We start from the raw sequence: 17,709 nt of genomic DNA on the forward strand, positions 1-17,709 counted from the left end.
CATTCTGGTCACATCAGCCTGGCCAGATCGTGGTTGAGTTCGACGACATTGACGCGTTCCTGACCCAGAAATCCGAGAAAACGTCCCTGGACGTGGTGGGCGACCAGCCTCTTGACCTCGGCGGGGTCGAGATGGCGAGCCTTCGCGACGCGGTCGACCTGTTCGTAGGCGTACGCCGGGGAGATCGCCGGGTCGAGCCCGGAGCCGCTGGCGGTGACGGCGTCGGCGGGGACGGACGCGGGCGGGACCCCGTCGAAGGCGGCGACGGCGACACGGCGGTCCCTGACCGTCTTGATCAGGTCGGTGTTGTTCGGGCCCAGGTTGGAGGCGCCGGAGATCGTGGGGTCATAGCCGCCGACGGACGGGCGGGGCTGGAACCACTTGGGGTCTGGGCGCAGCGGCTCCTTCGCGTCCTCGGGATTCTTCTTCGGCAGGGCGAAGTTCTGGCCGATCAGGCTGGAGGCCACAGGCGTGCCGTTCGTCGTCAGCAGGGAGCCGTTGGCCTGGTGAGAGAGACCGGCCTGGGCGATGCCGGTGACGAGCAGTGGGTAGGCGATGCCGGTGATCACGGTGAACGCCAGCAGCATCCGCAAGGCGGTCAGATGGTGCTGGAGTACTGGGGGAAGGTGGGTGCGCACCGTGGGATCGCCTTCTTCTCTCGTCGGGCCGTCTGTCAGCGCAGGCCGGGGATGAACTGAATGAAGAGGTCGAGCAGTTTGATGCCCACAAAGGGCAGTACCAGCCCGCCGAGCCCGTACATCCAGATGTTGCGGCTGAGCAGTGTCGCGGCGGAGGACGGCCGGTAGCGCACGCCGCGCAGCGCGAGCGGGATCAGCGCGATGATGATCAGCGCGTTGAAGACGATCGCGGAGGCGATCGCCGAGGTCGGGCTGTGCAGGCGCATGATGTTGAGCTTGTCCAGGCCCGGGTAGACCATCGCGAACATCGCCGGGATGATCGCGAAGTACTTCGCCACGTCGTTGGCGATCGAGAAGGTCGTCAGCGCGCCGCGGGTCATCAGCAGCTGCTTGCCGATCTCGACGATCTCGATGAGCTTGGTCGGGTTGGAGTCCAGGTCCACCATGTTCCCGGCCTCCTTCGCGGCCGAGGTACCGGTGTTCATCGCCACGCCTACGTCCGCCTGGGCGAGCGCGGGCGCGTCGTTCGTGCCGTCGCCGGTCATCGCGACCAGCTTGCCGCCCTGTTGTTCGCGGCGGATCAGGGCCATCTTGTCCTCGGGGGTGGCCTCGGCCAGGAAGTCGTCCACCCCTGCCTCCTGGGCGATGGCGCGCGCGGTAAGCGGGTTGTCGCCGGTGATCATGACGGTTTTGATGCCCATGCGGCGCAGTTCGTCGAAGCGTTCGCGCATGCCTTCCTTGACGACGTCCTTGAGGTGGATGACGCCGAGGACGCGGGCGCCGGGTGCGTCACCGTGCCGGGTCACCTCGCCGACGACCAGTGGGGTGCCGCCGCTCGCGGAGATGCCGTCGACGATGCCGCCGACCTCCGCCGTGGGGTGGCCGCCGTTGTCACGGACCCAGCGCATCACTGCCGTCGCCGCTCCCTTGCGCAAGGACAGGGTTTCCTGAGGTTCGTTGAGGTCGACACCGCTCATCCGGCTCTGAGCGGTGAAGGGTACGAACTGTGCCTGGGCCAGTTCTCCTTCACTGCGTCCGCGCAGCGCGTACTGCTGCTTGGCGAGGACGACGATCGAGCGACCCTCGGGCGTCTCGTCGGCGATCGAGGACAGCTGGGAGGCGTCCGCGAGCTCCTCGACACTCACCCCGTCCACCGGCAGGAACTCGGCGGCCTGGCGGTTGCCGAGGGTGATGGTGCCGGTCTTGTCGAGCAGGAGGGTATTGACGTCGCCCGCGGCCTCCACCGCACGCCCGGACATCGCCAGCACGTTGCGCTGCACGAGCCGGTCCATGCCCGCGATGCCGATCGCCGACAGCAGCGCGCCGATCGTCGTGGGGATCAAGGCCACCACGAGGGCAACGAGGATGACGATGGGCTGCTCGGCCCCCGCGAAGATGGCGAAGGGCTGCAGGGTCGCCACCGCGACCAGAAAGACGATCGTGAGGGATGCCAGCAGGATGTTGAGCGCGATCTCGTTCGGCGTCTTCTGCCGCGCGGCCCCCTCCACGAGGGCGATCATCCGGTCGATGAAGGTCTCCCCCGGCTTCGAGGTGATTTTCACGACGATCCGGTCCGAGAGCACCTTGGTGCCGCCCGTGACCGCCGACCGGTCGCCGCCCGACTCGCGGATCACCGGCGCCGACTCGCCCGTGATGGCCGATTCGTCGACGCTCGCGATGCCCTCGACCACATCGCCGTCGCCGGGGATGGTCTGCCCGGCCTCGACGACGACGTGATCGCCCAGACGGAGGTCGACGCCTGGAACCTCCTCCTCTGCGGCGTCGGTCGCGCCAGGTCGCCAGCCGCTGAGACGGCGGGCCATTGTCGTCGTCTTGGTGCGGCGCAGAGTCTCCGCCTGGGCCTTGCCACGTCCCTCGGCCACAGCTTCGGCGAGATTGGCGAAGACCGACGTCAGCCAGAGCCATGCCGTGATCACCCAGGCGAAGACACTGGGCGCCCTGATGGCCGACAGCGTGGTCAGCACCGCCCCGACCTCCACCACGAACATGACGGGGTTGTGGACCATCGAGCGCGGGTCCAGCTTGCGCAGGGCGTCGGGGAAGGACGTCAGAAGCTGCTTGGGATCGAGCAGTCCGCCCGAGACCCGGTGCTGCTGACGCCCGGCGCGCGGCGGGGTGGGAGCGGGAGTGGTGGTCGTGGACATCAGTGCAGACCCTCCGCAAGGGGGCCGAGTGCGAGCGCGGGGAAGTACGTCAGACCGACAACGATGAGGATCACTCCGGTCAACAGCCCGACGAACTGCGGCCGGTGAGTGGGCAGGGTGCCCGCGGTGACCGGAACGGACTGCTGCCCGGCGAGCGAGCCGGCGAGCGCCAGGACGAACACCATCGGCAGGAACCGGCCGACGAGCATGACCACGCCGAGTGTGGTGTTGTACCAGACGGTGTTCACGCTCAGTCCCGCGAACGCCGAGCCGTTGTTGTTCGCAGCCGACGCGAAGGCGTACAAGACCTCGGAGAAGCCGTGCGGACCGGAATTGAGCATGGCCGCCCTCTCCCCCGGGAATGCCATCGCCAGCCCCGCACCGACCAGCACGAGTGCGGGCGTGGTCAGGATGTAGAGCGAGGCGAACTTCATCTCCCGGCCCCGGAGCTTCTTGCCCAGGTACTCGGGCGTACGGCCGACCATCAGTCCGGCGACGAAGACCGCGACGATCGCCAGGATCAGGATCCCGTAGAGCCCGGAGCCGGTGCCGCCGGGCGCGATCTCCCCCAGCATCATGTTGAAGATCGTCATTCCGCCGCCGCCCGGCGTGTACGAGTCGTGGAAGGAGTTGACCGCTCCGCACGACGTAAGGGTGGTGGACACGGCGAACAGAGCCGAGGCCCAGATCCCGAACCGCGTCTCCTTGCCCTCCATCATTCCGCCGGCCGCGTGACCGGCCGTGCTGCTGACGCTGTGCAGCTCGTTGGCGGTCACGATGGCGACCGATGCACCCCAGATCAATGCCATCACGGCAACAATCGCGTAACCCTGTCGGTTGTCGCCGACCATCGCCCCGAAAGTCCGCGGCAGCGAGAACGCGATGACCAGCAGAAGGTAGATCTCGATCAGGTTGGTGAAGGCGTTGGGGTTCTCGAAGGGGTGCGCGGAATTCGCATTGTAGAAACCACCGCCGTTGGTGCCCAGTTCCTTGATGGACTCCTGGGAGGCGACGGGGCCTCCGGTCAAGCCCTGGTGCCCGCCTGCGATGGTGGTGACGTCGTGGATTCCATGGAAATTCTGAACGGTACCGGCGGCCACCAGAACGATCGCGAAGACGAACGCAAGGGGCAACAGAACGCGAAGCACGATCCGTGTCAGGTCCACCCAGAAATTCCCGACGCGATCGGTCTTCTTCCTGCTGAAGCCCCGGATCAGCGCGGCCACGACGGCAATACCCACGGCCGCGGAGACGAAGTTCTGCACCGCGAGGCCCGCCATCTGGACCAGATGGCCCATGGTCGACTCGCCGGAATACGACTGCCAGTTGGTATTGGTGACAAAAGATGCCGCGGTGTTGAACGACTGGTCCGTCGTGACCGGCTTCATTCCCAGGGACAGCAGGAGATGGTTCTGCAGGCGCAGAAATGCGTACAGGAACAGTACCGACACTGCGGAGAAGGCCAGGATGCTGCGCAGGTAGACCGACCATTTCTGGTCGGCGTCGCCGTTCACTCCGCCTGCCCGGTAGATCAGGCGTTCGGCCCGACAGTGGCGATCGGTGGTCAGGACGCGGGCCATGTAGCCGCCCAGCGGGCGAAACGAGAGACCTAGCGCGACCACCAGGGCGAGCACCTGGAGCCATCCCGCGAGGGTGTCGTTCATCCGGGCTTTCTCCTAGAACTTCTCGGGGAAGATCAGGCAGATGACCAGGTAGATCACGAGGCACGCGGCAACGATCAAGCCGACGATGTTTTCCACGCTCACAGGCGTCCGACCCCCTTGGCGGCCAGGCCGATGAGGACGAACACCACTACCGTGAGGCCGATGTACGCGACGTCCGACATGCGCGAGACACCCCGCAGAGTCATCAGGGGCAGGCTTTTTCAGCCCTCCCGGTTGGAATATGGGGTTGATCTGGCATGCGAGGTTGATTCATTTCTGACGCTATATCAGTTGACTTCGAGAATGCCCTGCCGCCCTGTGCTCCGATGGGATGACGGTGGAGTGCGGGGATTCACTCGGCGTGGCCCGATGTCGCGCTGCCGCCGGGCGCGGAACTCGGAAGAGTGAGCATCGCCGAGAAAGCGGGGCCCTCAGTGGTCGTCTCCAGGGTCCCGTCCATGGCCTCGGCCAAGTCGCGCGACAGCCGCAGAGCCAGGCTGTCGGCCCTGGTACCCGGAGCCCGGGAGGCCGCCGCGCCCGGTTCCGGACCTCTGACGGGCACGCCGTCCTCCACCCGAATCTTCACGCGGCCGGCCCGGACCTCGGCGGTGAAGACGGGGGGCTGGTCCGGCGGACTGTGACGCAATGCGTCGGCCCCCAGTGCGGTCAGGGCGCGGGTGAGGAGAGCAGCGTCCGCGATCACGTCGGGCAGCTGTTCCGGCAGGTGCAGAACGATCGAATGGCCGCCGGGCCCGAGGTCGTCCAAGGCAGCGCCCAGCACCTCGTTGAGGTCGACCGGGCGGAGGTAGAGATCGAGTGCCCCGCCGTGCAGACGACTCACATCGTCGAGATCGGTGACCAACTGCGCCGCACGGTGCACCGCCGCGCGAGCAGCGTCCAACAACTGTGCCTCCTCCGGGGCAGGCGCGTCGGCGCGTCGACGCCGCAAGCGCACGAGCGCTGCTTCAGCGGTGTGCAGCGGAGCACGCAGATCGCGGCCTGCCGCGAGAAGCAGGGATGCCCGGGTGCGTTCGGCGTCGGCGAAGGTGTCCGTACCGCCGGAACGCCCGGCGATCCGCCCTCGGGCATGGGCCAGCCCCAATTCGGCGGCGCATGCGGCGAGGACGCGCTGGTCCTCCGTCCTCAGTCCCGAGCCGCGGGCAGCCAGCGTGAGATTGTCGTCGACGGGGCTTTCCACATCCGCCTCGTAGGGCTTTTCCGGCGGCCGCTCCCCGGCGCTGGCGACCACGTACCAGCTGGGCACGGGGGATGCTTCCGGATCCCTTTCGAGCAGGCTGATCGCACTGAGGCCGAAGTTCTCCCGGATCTGCTCCACCAGTGCCGTCAGATCCTGGCCACGCATCATGGCGGCGGCCAGGCGGCCCAACGCCCTCGCCTCCGATGTCGCGCGTACGGCCTGGTACGTACGCTGCGCAGCCGTTCCCGCTGCCGTGCCGACGAGAGCGGCTGTGGCGATGAAGACCACGAGCGCGGTGATCTCGTCCGGGCGCTCAATGGCCAGCGAGTGCACCGGTGCGGTGAAGTAGTAATCGGCGAGCAGTGCTGCGGCGACCGCGGCGAACAGCGCCGGGTAGAGCCCGCCTACCAGGGCGACCACGACAACGGCGAGCAGATAGATCACCAGGTCGCTGGAGAGGTCGAGATGGCCACGCAGCGCGGTCAACAGGAGCGTCAGTACGGGCAACAGCATCACGGCGCCGGCCAGCGCGGCCCAGTACCGTCTTGGGCCCGTGCCACGGATCGGATGCGGAATCCTCACCACAGCAGACCCTGCTGCCTCCCTATGGGTGACGATGTGCACGTCAATGGGGCCGGACCCCTTGATCGTCCGCTCTCCCACACCTGCTCTCAGAAGAGAGGCGAGACGGCCGTGCCGACTCGCGCCCAGCACGATCTGGGTGACGTTCTCCGCCTCGGCGAACTGGAGCAAGGCATCGACAACGTCCTCGCCAGTGGTCTGGTGGTACGTGCCGCCGAGCGACTCCAGAAGGGTGCGCTGGGTGTTCAGGACCGCCGGGTCGACGCCGGTGAACCCGTCCTCCGGGACCACGTGGAGCCCCAGCAACTCGGTGCCGGGGGTACGAGCGCTGATCCGCGCGGCACGGCGGATGAGGGTCTCGCCCTCCGGCCCGCCGCTCAGGGACACCAGGATGCGCTCCCGGGTCTCCCAGGGAGCGACGATGCCGTGTTCCGCTCGGTAGCGCTGCAGCCCCTCCTCCACCCGGTCGGCGAGCCACAGCAGGGCGATTTCGCGCAGGGCGCTGAGGTTGCCGACCCGGAAGTAGTGAGTGAGGGCGGACTCGATGCGGTCCGGCGGATAGATGTCGCCATGGACCATGCGGCGGCGCAGCACCTCCGGTGGCAGGTCGACCAGTTCGATCTGGTCGGCCCGGCGGGCCACCTCGTCGGGCAGGGTCTCCCGCTGCGCGACCCCCGTGATCTGCCGTACCACGTCGTTGAGGGATTCCAGGTGCTGGACGTTGAGCGTGGTGACGACATCGATGCCGGCGGCCAGGATCTCCTCCACGTCCTGCCATCGCTTGGCGTTGCGGGCCCCCGGAACGTTGGAGTGGGCCAGCTCGTCGACCAGCGCGACCTGGGGACTGCGGGCCAGCACCGCGTCGAGATCCATCTCGGTGAAGAGCGCACCGCGGTGGCTCAACGTACGGCGGGCGATCGTCTCCAGACCATCGGCCATCGCCGCGGTCGGCCGACGCCCATGCGGCTCGACGAAGCCGACGGCCACATCCGCGCCCCGTGAACGCAGCCGCTGCCCCTCGGCAAGCATGGTGTACGTCTTCCCGACCCCGGGGGCGGCCCCGAGGTAGATCCGCAACCGTCCACGTGCCACCGGCGGACTCCTGCCCAGGTCACCCCCATGTCGTGCTCGCGCCCTTCCATGGTGCGCCCCTCAAAGCCGTTCCACTCGACGACACCGGCCCGGAGCCCTCAAGGGCACCCTCGGGGCGTATCGCGTCCTCGGCGGACTGCGGTGACTCGTGCAGGCCGCGTAGGCGAGAGCCAGTCCTGTGCGTGGGTCAGGAATTCGACTCGTGGCTGAGCTGGCGCTCCAGGCTGTGTGTCAGGTGCTCCGCCATGGCTTCCGCGGCGCGATCGGCCTTTCTGCGCAGTATGGCGCGTACGACTCGTTCGTGTTCCGTCAGCGTCGGGTCCTCGGTCACCTTGACACTGGTGAGCCGGAAGACGTGCAGATGCGAGTGGAGCCGCTCCACCGCGTCTGCGAGCAGCGGCCGATGCGATGCCTGGGCGATTGCGTCGTGGAAGCGCTGGTCCAGAGCGGCGAAGTCACGGTAGTCCGCGTACCGACCGGTCGGCCCCGGATGCGCCCGCATCTCCTCCACGATCCGCTCGATGGCGTCGAGCTGTTCCTCGGTCGCGTTGGTCGCGGCCAGCGCTGTGGCCCTCGGTTCCAGCAGCAGACGCATCTCGAAGAGTTCCTCGAGCCCCTGGCGGGTCAGCAACTCGGTCGCGCGGTATCCCGAAAGAGATCGCTTCACCACCAGACCGTCGGCCTCGAGCCGGGCCAGGGCTTCGCGCACCGGGGTCGGCGACACGCCGAGGGTACGCGAGAGGGCTTCGATGCCGACCCGGGCACCTGGTGCGATCTCATGGTCCATGACCCTGGCCTTGATGTCCTCGTAGACGCTGTCCGAGAGCACCTGCCGGGCAGGAGGCGAGCCCTGTGGCTTCCCGTTCGGCTCCCCCGCGCTGCCTGCGGAACGGTCGGGCGGCGGCATCCGTTCTCCTGCTGCTCGGGGCTTGTCGGGACACTCGCAGTTTAGCGAGGTGACGACAGGGCCCAGGACGGCCTCGGACGTGAGACGGCCCCGAGTGCCGTCGGGCCGGGGCCGGCCCCGTCGAACGCTCGGCATCGGTGATCACCCCTGGCCGGACATCTGCCGCTGCGACCCGGGGCCGTCGATCTCGAGTTCCACCGTGTCCCCGGCCCGCAGGTGAGGCGTGCCGGGGAGTCCCGAGGCCGCCCCGGCCGGAGTACCCGTGTTCACCGTTTCCACCGCGTCACCGGGCTCGAGGACCGTGTACTGGCTGATGTACCGGACGATGGGCCCACATTGAAGGTCATGTTCTTGGTGGTGCAGTTCTGTCGCTCCCGGCCGTTGACGCTCAGCCCCGGAGAGGTCGGACAGCCGGCTGGCGTGCGAGGGGTCGGGACCGAGGCGCAGGAACTTCATGGGTATTCCCTTCTGGGGAGGCCTCCTGGTGGATGGGCCTGGGGGGCGAGCGTCGATGGGACGGCGACTACGGGAGGTGCAGCCGATAGGCGCTGAGGGCTGTGCCGCCGAGGACGTCGGCCTGTTCGTGAGCGGCGAGTTCGTGGATCAGGGCATGTGCTGTGTCGAATACCGTGGCGTAGTCGGCGGCCAGGGTGCACATGGGCCAGTCGGAGCCGAACATCACGCGATCCGGCCCGAAGGCGTCGAGGACCCTGGCGGCGAAGGGGCGAAGGTCCTCGACGCTCCAGCGCATCCAGTCGGCCTCCGTGACGAAGCCCGACAGCTTGCAGAACGTGTTGGGTTCCGCCGCGAGGTCGCGCAGGTGCGACGCCCACGGTTCAAGCATCGCAGCCGCGATGCCGGGCTTGCCGGCGTGGTCCAGTACGAACCTGAGACCGGGCAGACGGCGTGCCGCAGCAGTGGCCGCCGGCAATTGGTGCGGCAGGACGACAAGGTCGTACGCGAGGCCCGCGTCGGCGACCGCGGCCAGCCCCCGCAGCACATCCTCGCGTACCAGCCACTGAGGGTCGGCTTCGGCCTGGACCTGGTGACGCACGCCCACCAGATGTTCGCCTCCGGGCATCCCACGCAGCTCGACGAGCCTGTCCGCCACACCCGGAGCGGTGAGGTCGGTCCATCCGACGACCCCGGCGACCAGCGTCTCCGATGCCGCCTGGGCCAGCATCTCCGGTGTCTCCTCAGCGACCGTCACCGTCTGCACGAGGACGCTCGCGACGACTCCGGCCTTTTCTGCCGCCGGGCGCAGTTCCGACAGCGAGAAACTGCGGCGAAGCGGCGCCAGGGCCGGGCCGGTGATCCAGCCCTGGTCGCGTACGGCCAGGTCCCACACATGGTGGTGGGCGTCAACGACGATCGGTGCGGTCATACGGCACTCCCTGTACGCGGTTCGCCGCCGCTCCGGCCGGGCGACGGGCTCAGCGGGAGCGGTACGTTCGCGGGGAGCAGCCCATCGGCGCGAAGGTCCTCCCACAGAGGGGCCGGCAGGGGGCGCTGGAACTGCCTCACCGCATCCTCCGCCTCCTGTGCGCTGCGCAGACCGAGCAGCACGGACGCGACGGCGCGGTGGCCCAGGGGAAAGCGTGCCGCGACCGCCCGAAGGGGTACTCCGTGCTTCTCGCAGACCCGCTGCAGGGACAGCGCACGCTCCAGCATGTCCGGCGCGGCCGTCCGGTAGCCGTAGGTCGCTCCCCGTCCGGGCGCTGCGAGCAGCCCTGAATTGAAGACGCCTCCTGCCACCACCGAGACACCTCGCTCTGCGGCGAGCGGCAGCAATTCCTGGAGACCGCTCTGCTCCAGGAGTGTGTAACAACCGGCAAGCAGCACGACGTCGATGTCGGTCTCCCGTACGAAGCGGGCCGGCATGGAGGGCTGGTTCATCCCCAGCCCGATGGCCTTCACCATGCCCTCCGCGCGCAGCCGTTCGAGGGCGGGACAGGCCTCGTCGAGAGCTTGCTGCCCGTGGTCGTCCGGATCGTGCAGGTACACGATGTCCACGTGGTCCAGGCCGAGGCGGGTCAGACTGTCGTCCAGGCTGCGGCGCACGCCGTCGGCGCTGAAGTCCCACACCCGCCGGTGGGTTGCCGGCACTGCGAAGCCATTGGCAAGGTCGCCTCCCACTACGCCGGAGGCGGGTTCGAGCAGGCGGCCGACCTTGGTGGAGACGGTGTACTCGTTTCGTGGCCGGACGCCCAGCGCGGTTCCGAGGCGGCGTTCGGACAGTCCCAGACCGTAGTGCGGTGCCGTGTCGAACGACCGGATGCCGTGGTTCCAGGCCGAGTCGAGGGCGGCGGCCGCCTGCTCGTCGATCATCTCGGTGAAGAGGTTGCCAAGGGCCGCCGCGCCGAAGGAAAGGGGCGATGTCCACGCGGTGCTGCTGCCGAGTGGTTCCCTTCTGAGAAGCTTGTTCATATGCCGACCGGCCTCAGGCGCAGACCGTGCAGCCCTGTCAGGGGCGGCTCGCAGCTGGACGGATCGAGATCGAGGACGGCAACGCGGGCACCCCGTTCCACGGGAAGCCGGAATGTGGCTAACCCGATTCCTGAGGCACCGCGGGTGACGACAGCGTGCAGTCCGGTGAGTTCGGCGGTCATGCGGACACCTCCGTGGTGGTGGCGCCGAGGCCGGCGTGCCGCGCCGCGCCGACGGCGGGCCAGAACGCCGCATGGGGATATGCGTACGTCGGGAGGGAGTCGGCGAGTCTCGTCGCCGAGAGACCCGGCGCGCCGGCCTTGAGGAAGTGGCCGTCCCGGATCACCACGGGGTCGCCGAAGCGCTCATGAAGGTGGAGGCATGCAGCGGAGAAATCGGGGGCGGGGTTCACCGCGTCCGAGCAGTCCAACCTCCGGGAGGTTGGGAAGCGGATGCCGCAGGTGTCCGGAGCGACGACCCGCGCGGTGGTGTCTGAAGGCAAGGAGATTCCTGTTCGACAGGGCGTGCGTGAGAAAATGCAGAGTCCGGTCGGATCACTCCATGAAGAACACCTGCTCCATCGATGCCCACCGCTCTCCGGGCGCCGCCTCCTCGACGGGCTCCTGGCATGGGTCGGTGAGCCGCCACCAGGCTTGCGTCGCCCTGTCCGCGGCCATGAGGGCGAGGTCGGCGGCCAGATCGTCTCCGTGGTACTCGAAGTAGCTGAACAGCCGGTCGCCGAGAAAGTGGATCGAGTAGTTCGCGATGTGACAGGCCCGCAGCCGGTCCAGCACCGGCTGCGGAACATCGCGGTGCAGCTCGCGGTACTCGTCGAGCTTCTCCGGGCGGACCCGGATCACCTGTGCCACACGCTTCATCCGGCATCCGCCGTCGCTGTCACGGCGGAGATCGCGCGGTCGTGGATGATGCGGATGATCCTGCCGCTCATCCCTTCGTAGTCGCGGTCGTTGGCGACCTCCCCGCGGATGCGGTGATCGGCCATCACGATGACACGGTCCGCCAGTGTGATCATCTCCGCCAGGTCGCTGCTGATCAGCAGGATGGGCAGGCCATCGCGAGCGAGCTCCCACAGGAGCTCGTGAAAGGAGTGCTTGGTACGGACGTCGACACCCACGGTCGGCTCGTCGACAATGAGCAGGCGGGTGTCGGCCGCGAGCCACTTCGCCAGACTCACCTTCTGCTGGTTGCCTCCGGACAGTTCGCCGGCGTTCTGCCCGAGCCCGGAAATGCGGATGCCCAGGCGCTCGACCAGAGCCTGCGCCACGTCCCGCTCCTCGCGGGCGGAGACGAATCCGAGGGCCTTGGCAAGTCTCGTCCACACCGTCACAGTGATGTTCCGCTGGATGGGCTGCTCCAGGAAGACGCCCTCCTCTTTGCGGTTCTCGGTCAGGTAGCCGATGCCGAACCGGTGGAGCGCCTGGCGCGGTGACCTGATCCGGGCCGGCTTGCCGTGCACCCTGATCTCACCGCCGGTGCACCGGTCCAGTCCCAGCACCGCCTTCACGAGTTCGCTGCGTCCGGCGCCGACCAGACCGTACAGACCGACGATCTCACCGGGACGCACGTCCAATGAGATGTCCTCGTGTCCGTCGGCGGTGGAGAGCCGGTCGAGCGAGAGCACCGGGGCGGCGGTGGTATCGACGGCACGGGGCTCCATGTCCGTCGCGGCGTGGGCCCGGCCCACCATCAGGCCGACCACGTCGTCGTGCGTGTGATCCGGGAGCGGCGAGGACTCGAGCACGGACCTGCCGTCGCGAAGCACGGTGACGGTGTCGCAGACCGCGAAGACCTCTTCGAGTTTGTGGCTCACGAAGACGACGCAGGTGCCCTTGTCCGTCAGCCGCCGAATCACGTCGAACAGCCGCTCCGCCTCCTGCGGGGAGAGCGAAGCGGTCGGCTCGTCGAGGAGCAGCACCTTGCTCTCGGTGTAGAGCGCCTTCGCGATCTCCACCAGCTGCTGTTGTGCCACCGACAGTTCTCGGACAGGCCGGTGCGGATCGATTTCCAGGCCCAGTTCCGCCAGGCAGCCCAGTGCGGGGGCCGTCATCGCGTCACGGTCGACGAGCCCGCGGCGTGAGGGAGGGCTCTGCAGCGTGATGTTCTCCGCGACCGAGAAGCCGGGGATGAGGTTGCGTTCCTGGTGGACGACACCGATGCCGGTACGGGTTGCCTCCAGCGGAGAGCGCAGGTGGACCTCCTTGCCGAGCCAGGTCAGACGGCCGCCGTCGGGGGTGTGCACACCGGTCAGCACCTTGATCAGGGTGGACTTGCCTGCGCCGTTCTCACCCAGCAGGGCGTGTACCGAGCCCGCCGTCAGACGTAGTCCGACGCCGTCCAGAGCCCGTACTCCGGGGAAGACCTTGACGACGTCCTGGCATTCGAGAAGGACGTTGCTCATCGCGCACCTCCCGCGGTCGGCAGGGCGCCGTCCGTCTCGCGGCCGGTATCCACGGGAGACGGTGGGATGTCAACGGGCGCCGGTGGGATACGTCCTTGCGCCTTGCCCTTCTTCTCAAGATGCGTCTGGTGCATGCGCCCACCGACCACGGTGCCCAGCACGACCAGGCCGATGAGGAAGTTCACCCAGCTCGGGTCGAGCGAGAACTGGGCCCGCGCGGCGTCGATCAGCCGCATCACAAACGCCGCAAGCACCGTGCCGAACACCGCGACGGAGCCGCCGTTGAGAGCGACACCCCCGATGATGGGCGCGGCGAAACTCGGCAGCAGCCAGTCGCCGCCGACGCTGCGGTTGACACCCGGCAGTGAGGCTGTCGCAGTCAGCGCGGCCACGCCGACCAGCAGACCCGACACCGTGTGGGCGAGCACGATCTGCCGGTCGGTGGAGATGCCGGACAGCCTGGCCGCCAGCGGGTTGCCGCCGGCAGCAAGCAGGCGACGTCCCGCAGTGGTGCGGTACATGAACGCTGCGAGCAGGGCAGCCGAGGCCAGCGCGACGAGAAACACCAGCGGAGTGTTCGACGGCGCTGCTCTGCCGAGGTCCTTGAGGGTCTCGGAATAGCCGTCGACCGTACGGGTGCCGGCCAGTCGGTACTGGGCTCCCAGCAGAATCGTCATCGTGCCGAGCGTGACAATGAAACCGTTGATCCGCGTCGCCACGATGAACAGGCCGGTCACCAGGCCGATGACCGTCGCCGTCAGCACGCCCACCGTCGTGGCGATCGGCGCCGGAACACCACTGTCGGCCATCAGCACGCCCATCAGACAGGCGCTGAAGCCGCCCAGGGCACCGATCGCGAGATTGAGTTGTCCCACACACAACGCGACCATCTGGGCGAGACCGATCAGGATCGGCGTGGCCAGGTACTGCAGGAAGGTACGTACGGAAGGGCCGTCGAAGAAGGAACCCGAGGAGGCCACACCCAGGGCGATGTACCCGGCCAGCACGACGCAGAGCAGAGTCATCGTCGTCGAGCGGGAGAACTGACGCAGGGCCGCGCCGGTCCGGGCTCCCCGATCATTGGTCGTGATCATGTGGAGCGCACCACCTTGCGATAGGACACGACAGTGCGCACGCGGTCGGCCGACAGGGCCAGCAGCAGAACGCAGCCGAGGTAGATGTTCAGGCTCTCGAGGCCAACACCGAGCAGGTCGAGGCCCTTGCGGATCACGCCGACCAGAGAGGTTCCCAGCAGAGCGCCGATCACCGAGACGACGCCGCCGGTGAGCAGGGTCCCGCCGAGCACCGCGCCGAGGAACGACGGCAGCATGAAGTCGTCACCGATGGACGCGCGGAACGTTCCGGTGCCGACGGCGGCCATGAAGCCGGCGAGCGCGGCGAGCAGTCCCGACATGGCGTGCGCGACGATGACGCGACGGCTCGTGGGAATGCCGGACAGTTCGGCCGCCGCCGGGTTGGCACCGGTGAGCAGCAGTTCCCGGCCGAGACGGGTGCAGCCGTACAGGAAGCCGAGGCCGGCCAGCGCCAGCACGGTGAACTGAATCATCTGCGGCACGGCGGGGGAGCCGCACACCGGGCCGACGCAGATGTCGGCCAGTGAGTAGGAGCGCAGTTCGGCCAGCCCCGACGGCCTGGTGGTGAACGCCGCGTTCTCCGTGAGAGCCGAGTACAGCAGCGAGACCAGACCCAGCAACGCGAAGTCCATGGCCAGGGTCACCACGAAAGAGCTCACACCGGTGCGGGCGATGATCCAGCCGGTCAGGGCGCCGATGGCGGCTCCGGCGAAGAGGCACAGCAGCAGGCCCAGCGGCAGCGAGAGACCCAGCCGGTCGTAGCCGAACCCCGCGAACAGGGCTCCGAAAGCGGCCATACGGCCGACGGCGAGGTTCATGTGCCCGACGGACAGGACCACCATCTGGGCCAGGGCGACCACGGTCAGGGTCGCGATGTCCCGCAGCAGTGGGAAGAGGACGAGCCGCTCGTCCAGGAAGGCGGGGCGCAGCACGCCGAACAGAGCGCACAGGACGAGGATGAGCACGAGCAGACCAAGCCGTTGGTTCACCCAGAACGGCGGCTTGTGCGCCGAGCGCGGCGCGGTGGTGTCCACGTCGTCATCGGGCGGAGCCATGGGGGTCCTCACGACACCCTCCGGTTGTCGATGGAGTCCATGTCCCAGTCGATGCCGATGCCCGGCTCGTCGGGTGCGACGGCCATGCCGTCGCGGACCGTCAGTTCGGTCCGCGTCACGGCGCGCAGCTGCGGGATGTACTCGACGAACTTCCCGTTGGGCACCGCGGCAACGAGACTCACGTGCAGTTCCATCAGGAAGTGCGGGCATACCATGACGTTGTGACTTTCCGACATGTGAGCGACCTTCAGCCACGGCGTGATCCCGCCGATTCGAGCGGCGTCCACCTGCACGATGGACGCGGCCCCGGTCTCGAGGTAGTTGCGGAACTGCATGATCGAGTACATGGATTCACCGACGGCTATCGGAATCCTCGTTGCGCGCGCCAGGCGGGCGTGACCGCTGATGTCGTCGGCCGGCATGGGCTCCTCGAGCCAGTACGGGTCGTAGGGCTCCAGAGCGGCTGCCAATTGGTGGGCCGAGGAGATGGTCTGTGACTGGTTGGCATCGGTCATGATGTGCAACGACGGGCCCACGGCCTCGCGCACGGCGCGCAGTCGCTCTGCGTCCTCGGAGACGTGCGGCTTGCCCACCTTGATCTTGACGCCCGCCCATCCGGCCTGCTGTGCCTGAAGCGCCGACTTGACCAGGTCGTCGGTGCTCAGGTGGAGCCAGCCGCCCTCGGTGTCGTATACCGGCACTTCGCGGCGATGGCCGCCCGCCAGCCGCCACAGCGGTTCGCCCGCGCGCTTGCAGCGCAGATCCCACAGGGCCGTGTCCACGGCGGCGAGTGCCAGGGAGGTAATGGCTCCGGTGGCGGTCGCTCTGGTCGTGGCGAACAGCCGTTGCCACAGCGCCTCGACGTTGCGGGCGTCCTCGCCGGCGAGGAGGGGCAGCAAATGCTCCCGCAGCAGGTTCAGGACGGATGTTCCCCCGGTGCCGATCGTGTAGGCGTAGCCGGTTCCCTGGAGACCATCCGTCGTTGTGATCTCGACCAGGATCGTCTCTTGCTTGACGAAGGCCTGCACAGCGTCGGTGCGGTCCTTCTCCACGGCGATATCGGCCAGCAGGGCCGTGGCGGTCGTGATGATGCTCATTGTGCGAGGTCCGATTTCTGTAGTGCGCGCGGCAGTTGTCAGTTGCAGTCGAGGAGTTCTTCGGCGAACTGCTTTTTGAGCTGCTCGGTCTTCGCCTTCCGGTCCTTGTCGTAGTCGCCGGCATTGGCCTTGGTGACGACGAAGGAGCCGGAGTCCACGATCTGCCCGGGGTTGCGCATGGTGCACTGTTTGGTCTGCAGCAGTGCCAGCGCCCACGCTCCGACATCGGCCTGCCCCACCGGGTTCTGCACCACGGTCGCGGCGACCGAGCCCTGCCCGATCGAGTTGAGGATCTTGGCATCGTCGTCTATGGCGACGACCTTCGCCGCCGACCCCGTGCTCTTGACCGCGTCGGCGGCGGCTACCGCCGGGTTGTAGGCGGTGGCGACAATGCCCTGGATCTGGTTGCCCTTGGCCGCGAGCAGGTCCGAGACCGCCTTCTGCGCGGTCTGGAGGTCCTTGTCGATGTCGGTGATGGTCTGGAGCAGTTTGATCTTGCCGCCCGACTCGGTCACCGCCTTGGCGACGCCCTTGATCCGCAACTGTGTGTTCGCATCGACGTTGTTGCCGGTGAGGTGCACCAGCGTTCCCTTGCCGCCCATGGCATCGACGGCAGCGCGGGCCGCCTTGTACGCGGCGAGCTCGACGTCCGTCGACAGGCAGAAGTCGGCCTCGTTCTTGCCACCGGCCGGGCATGAGCCCAGCGAGGCCACCGTGAGACCCTGCGACTTGAGGTCAGCGAAGGTGGTGTTGATGTCGGTCGGCGAGACCCCGAACACGCCGAAAGCGTTGTAACCGCGCGCTGCGAGGGTGGACAGCAGGTTGTTCTGCTTCTGCTGGTCCCACTCGGCGGTCTCGTCGAAGGTCACGCCTGCGAGGCCGTACGTCTTCCGGGCGATGGCCCCTGCCGTCTTCCATGGCTGGAAGTACGGGTGGGCGCCTCCGGGCACGAGTGCCACCTTGGTACCGGATCCGTCGGCGAGCTCGGCTGTACCGGCGCCGGCCCTGACAGAGGCTCGGGTCCCGTCGCCGGTGGGCTCGTCCGAGGTCTTCACGGTGCATGCAACGGAGCCCGCCGCCAGAACAACGACGGCGAGTACGCCCCGCAGAACAGTTCTGGTCCGGAGCCGCATCTCCACCACCCCCCTGATAATCAAATAGGAAATTGATGAGGGTGATGGTTGACCAGCGATGGTTCCCAGTCAAGACCCGTGGCGCGATTCATCTCCCTGATGAGCCATGACGCCACCGGAGGGAAGCTGGGGCCAGGAACCCCTGAGCGGCAAAACCCCAGGTCCAAGGCTGATTTTCTAGAGTGATCGCGGTGCGCGACCGCGGCTCGGTGTTGCCTGCAGGGGGCTTGCAAGTCAG

The 17,709-nt window shown here is 67.8% G+C and carries 16 protein-coding genes and 1 pseudogene; all 17 read right to left on the bottom strand.

All coding sequences use genetic code 11. From position 1 onward, the window contains the following. Nucleotides 1-8: 8 nt before the first annotated feature. Nucleotides 9-638 (bottom strand): potassium-transporting ATPase subunit KdpC, encoded by a 630-nt coding sequence (kdpC, locus tag ACZ7IB_RS30425; protein ID WP_470916997.1) that lies wholly within the window; start codon nt 636-638, stop codon nt 9-11. A 35-nt stretch (nt 639-673) separates the two neighbouring features. Continuing rightward, entirely contained in the window at nt 674-2,803 is a 2,130-nt protein-coding gene (kdpB, locus tag ACZ7IB_RS30430) for a potassium-transporting ATPase subunit KdpB (protein ID WP_470916998.1), read from the bottom strand. Further along, nucleotides 2,803-4,467, bottom strand: coding sequence for a potassium-transporting ATPase subunit KdpA (kdpA, locus tag ACZ7IB_RS30435; protein WP_470916999.1), 1,665 nt, complete (start codon nt 4,465-4,467; stop codon nt 2,803-2,805). Before kdpA ends, kdpB begins: the two co-directional genes overlap by 1 nt. A 12-nt stretch (nt 4,468-4,479) precedes the next feature. Beyond that, nucleotides 4,480-4,569, bottom strand: a complete 90-nt coding sequence (gene kdpF / locus ACZ7IB_RS30440) for a K(+)-transporting ATPase subunit F (protein WP_093898595.1) — start codon at nt 4,567-4,569, stop codon at nt 4,480-4,482. A 250-nt stretch (nt 4,570-4,819) separates the two neighbouring features. Continuing rightward, nucleotides 4,820-7,339, bottom strand: a complete 2,520-nt coding sequence (locus tag ACZ7IB_RS30445; protein ID WP_470917000.1) for a sensor histidine kinase — start codon at nt 7,337-7,339, stop codon at nt 4,820-4,822. 187 nt (nt 7,340-7,526) lie between these two features. After that, a complete protein-coding gene (locus ACZ7IB_RS30450; RefSeq protein WP_470917001.1) occupies nt 7,527-8,246 on the bottom strand; it encodes a GntR family transcriptional regulator in 720 nt (239 codons plus the stop codon). A 141-nt stretch (nt 8,247-8,387) separates the two neighbouring features. Further along, a complete protein-coding gene (locus ACZ7IB_RS30455) occupies nt 8,388-8,702 on the bottom strand; it encodes a fumarylacetoacetate hydrolase family protein (RefSeq protein ID WP_470917002.1) in 315 nt (104 codons plus the stop codon). A 67-nt stretch (nt 8,703-8,769) separates the two neighbouring features. Beyond that, entirely contained in the window at nt 8,770-9,630 is an 861-nt protein-coding gene (locus tag ACZ7IB_RS30460; protein WP_470917003.1) for an amidohydrolase family protein, read from the bottom strand. Further along, the gene (locus ACZ7IB_RS30465; protein WP_470917004.1) at nt 9,627-10,673 is read right to left on the bottom strand and encodes an aldo/keto reductase; all 1,047 of its coding nucleotides are present in this window, start codon (nt 10,671-10,673) and stop codon (nt 9,627-9,629) included. Before ACZ7IB_RS30465 ends, ACZ7IB_RS30460 begins: the two co-directional genes overlap by 4 nt. A gap of 32 nt (nt 10,674-10,705) precedes the next feature. Further along, nucleotides 10,706-10,855: pseudogene (locus tag ACZ7IB_RS30470) on the bottom strand (short-chain dehydrogenase); the annotation flags it as partial. Then, the gene (locus tag ACZ7IB_RS30475; protein ID WP_470917005.1) at nt 10,852-11,175 is read right to left on the bottom strand and encodes a hypothetical protein; all 324 of its coding nucleotides are present in this window, start codon (nt 11,173-11,175) and stop codon (nt 10,852-10,854) included. The gene ACZ7IB_RS30475 and the pseudogene ACZ7IB_RS30470, both read right to left, overlap by 4 nt. A 52-nt stretch (nt 11,176-11,227) precedes the next feature. Continuing rightward, nucleotides 11,228-11,551 carry an L-rhamnose mutarotase gene (locus tag ACZ7IB_RS30480; RefSeq protein ID WP_470917006.1) on the bottom strand — a complete coding sequence of 108 codons (324 nt, stop codon included), beginning with the start codon at nt 11,549-11,551 and terminating at the stop codon, nt 11,228-11,230. After that, nucleotides 11,548-13,092, bottom strand: coding sequence for a sugar ABC transporter ATP-binding protein (locus ACZ7IB_RS30485; protein WP_470917007.1), 1,545 nt, complete (start codon nt 13,090-13,092; stop codon nt 11,548-11,550). Before ACZ7IB_RS30485 ends, ACZ7IB_RS30480 begins: the two co-directional genes overlap by 4 nt. Then, nucleotides 13,089-14,186, bottom strand: a complete 1,098-nt coding sequence (locus tag ACZ7IB_RS30490; protein WP_470917008.1) for an ABC transporter permease — start codon at nt 14,184-14,186, stop codon at nt 13,089-13,091. Before ACZ7IB_RS30490 ends, ACZ7IB_RS30485 begins: the two co-directional genes overlap by 4 nt. Next, nucleotides 14,183-15,241: an ABC transporter permease gene (locus ACZ7IB_RS30495; protein ID WP_470917009.1), complete on the bottom strand. Its 1,059-nt coding sequence runs from the start codon at nt 15,239-15,241 to the stop codon at nt 14,183-14,185. Before ACZ7IB_RS30495 ends, ACZ7IB_RS30490 begins: the two co-directional genes overlap by 4 nt. Before the next feature lie 8 nt (nt 15,242-15,249). Continuing rightward, on the bottom strand, nt 15,250-16,338 hold the full coding sequence (locus ACZ7IB_RS30500) for a mandelate racemase/muconate lactonizing enzyme family protein (RefSeq protein WP_470917010.1): 1,089 nt from the start codon (nt 16,336-16,338) through the stop codon (nt 15,250-15,252). A 38-nt stretch (nt 16,339-16,376) separates the two neighbouring features. Further along, complete coding sequence (locus tag ACZ7IB_RS30505) at nt 16,377-17,471, bottom strand: substrate-binding domain-containing protein (protein ID WP_470917049.1); 1,095 nt, start codon at nt 17,469-17,471, stop codon at nt 16,377-16,379. Between the last annotated feature and the right edge of the window lie 238 nt (nt 17,472-17,709).

The sequence above is a fragment of the Streptomyces sp. NPDC037301 genome, assembly GCF_055602785.1.

What these genes read in the sequence shown, in the direction of transcription:
- kdpB (WP_470916998.1), bottom strand. Translation starts at nt 2,803, where the DNA reads ATGTCCACGACCACCACTCCCGCTCCCACCCCGCCGCGCGCCGGGCGT.
- kdpA (WP_470916999.1), bottom strand. Translation starts at nt 4,467, where the DNA reads ATGAACGACACCCTCGCGGGATGGCTCCAGGTGCTCGCCCTGGTGGTC.
- ACZ7IB_RS30450 (WP_470917001.1), bottom strand. Translation starts at nt 8,246, where the DNA reads ATGCCGCCGCCCGACCGTTCCGCAGGCAGCGCGGGGGAGCCGAACGGG.
- ACZ7IB_RS30455 (WP_470917002.1), bottom strand. Translation starts at nt 8,702, where the DNA reads ATGAAGTTCCTGCGCCTCGGTCCCGACCCCTCGCACGCCAGCCGGCTG.
- ACZ7IB_RS30460 (WP_470917003.1), bottom strand. Translation starts at nt 9,630, where the DNA reads ATGACCGCACCGATCGTCGTTGACGCCCACCACCATGTGTGGGACCTG.
- ACZ7IB_RS30465 (WP_470917004.1), bottom strand. Translation starts at nt 10,673, where the DNA reads ATGAACAAGCTTCTCAGAAGGGAACCACTCGGCAGCAGCACCGCGTGG.
- ACZ7IB_RS30480 (WP_470917006.1), bottom strand. Translation starts at nt 11,551, where the DNA reads ATGAAGCGTGTGGCACAGGTGATCCGGGTCCGCCCGGAGAAGCTCGAC.
- ACZ7IB_RS30485 (WP_470917007.1), bottom strand. Translation starts at nt 13,092, where the DNA reads ATGAGCAACGTCCTTCTCGAATGCCAGGACGTCGTCAAGGTCTTCCCC.
- ACZ7IB_RS30490 (WP_470917008.1), bottom strand. Translation starts at nt 14,186, where the DNA reads ATGATCACGACCAATGATCGGGGAGCCCGGACCGGCGCGGCCCTGCGT.
- ACZ7IB_RS30495 (WP_470917009.1), bottom strand. Translation starts at nt 15,241, where the DNA reads ATGGCTCCGCCCGATGACGACGTGGACACCACCGCGCCGCGCTCGGCG.
- ACZ7IB_RS30500 (WP_470917010.1), bottom strand. Translation starts at nt 16,338, where the DNA reads ATGAGCATCATCACGACCGCCACGGCCCTGCTGGCCGATATCGCCGTG.
- ACZ7IB_RS30505 (WP_470917049.1), bottom strand. Translation starts at nt 17,471, where the DNA reads ATGCGGCTCCGGACCAGAACTGTTCTGCGGGGCGTACTCGCCGTCGTT.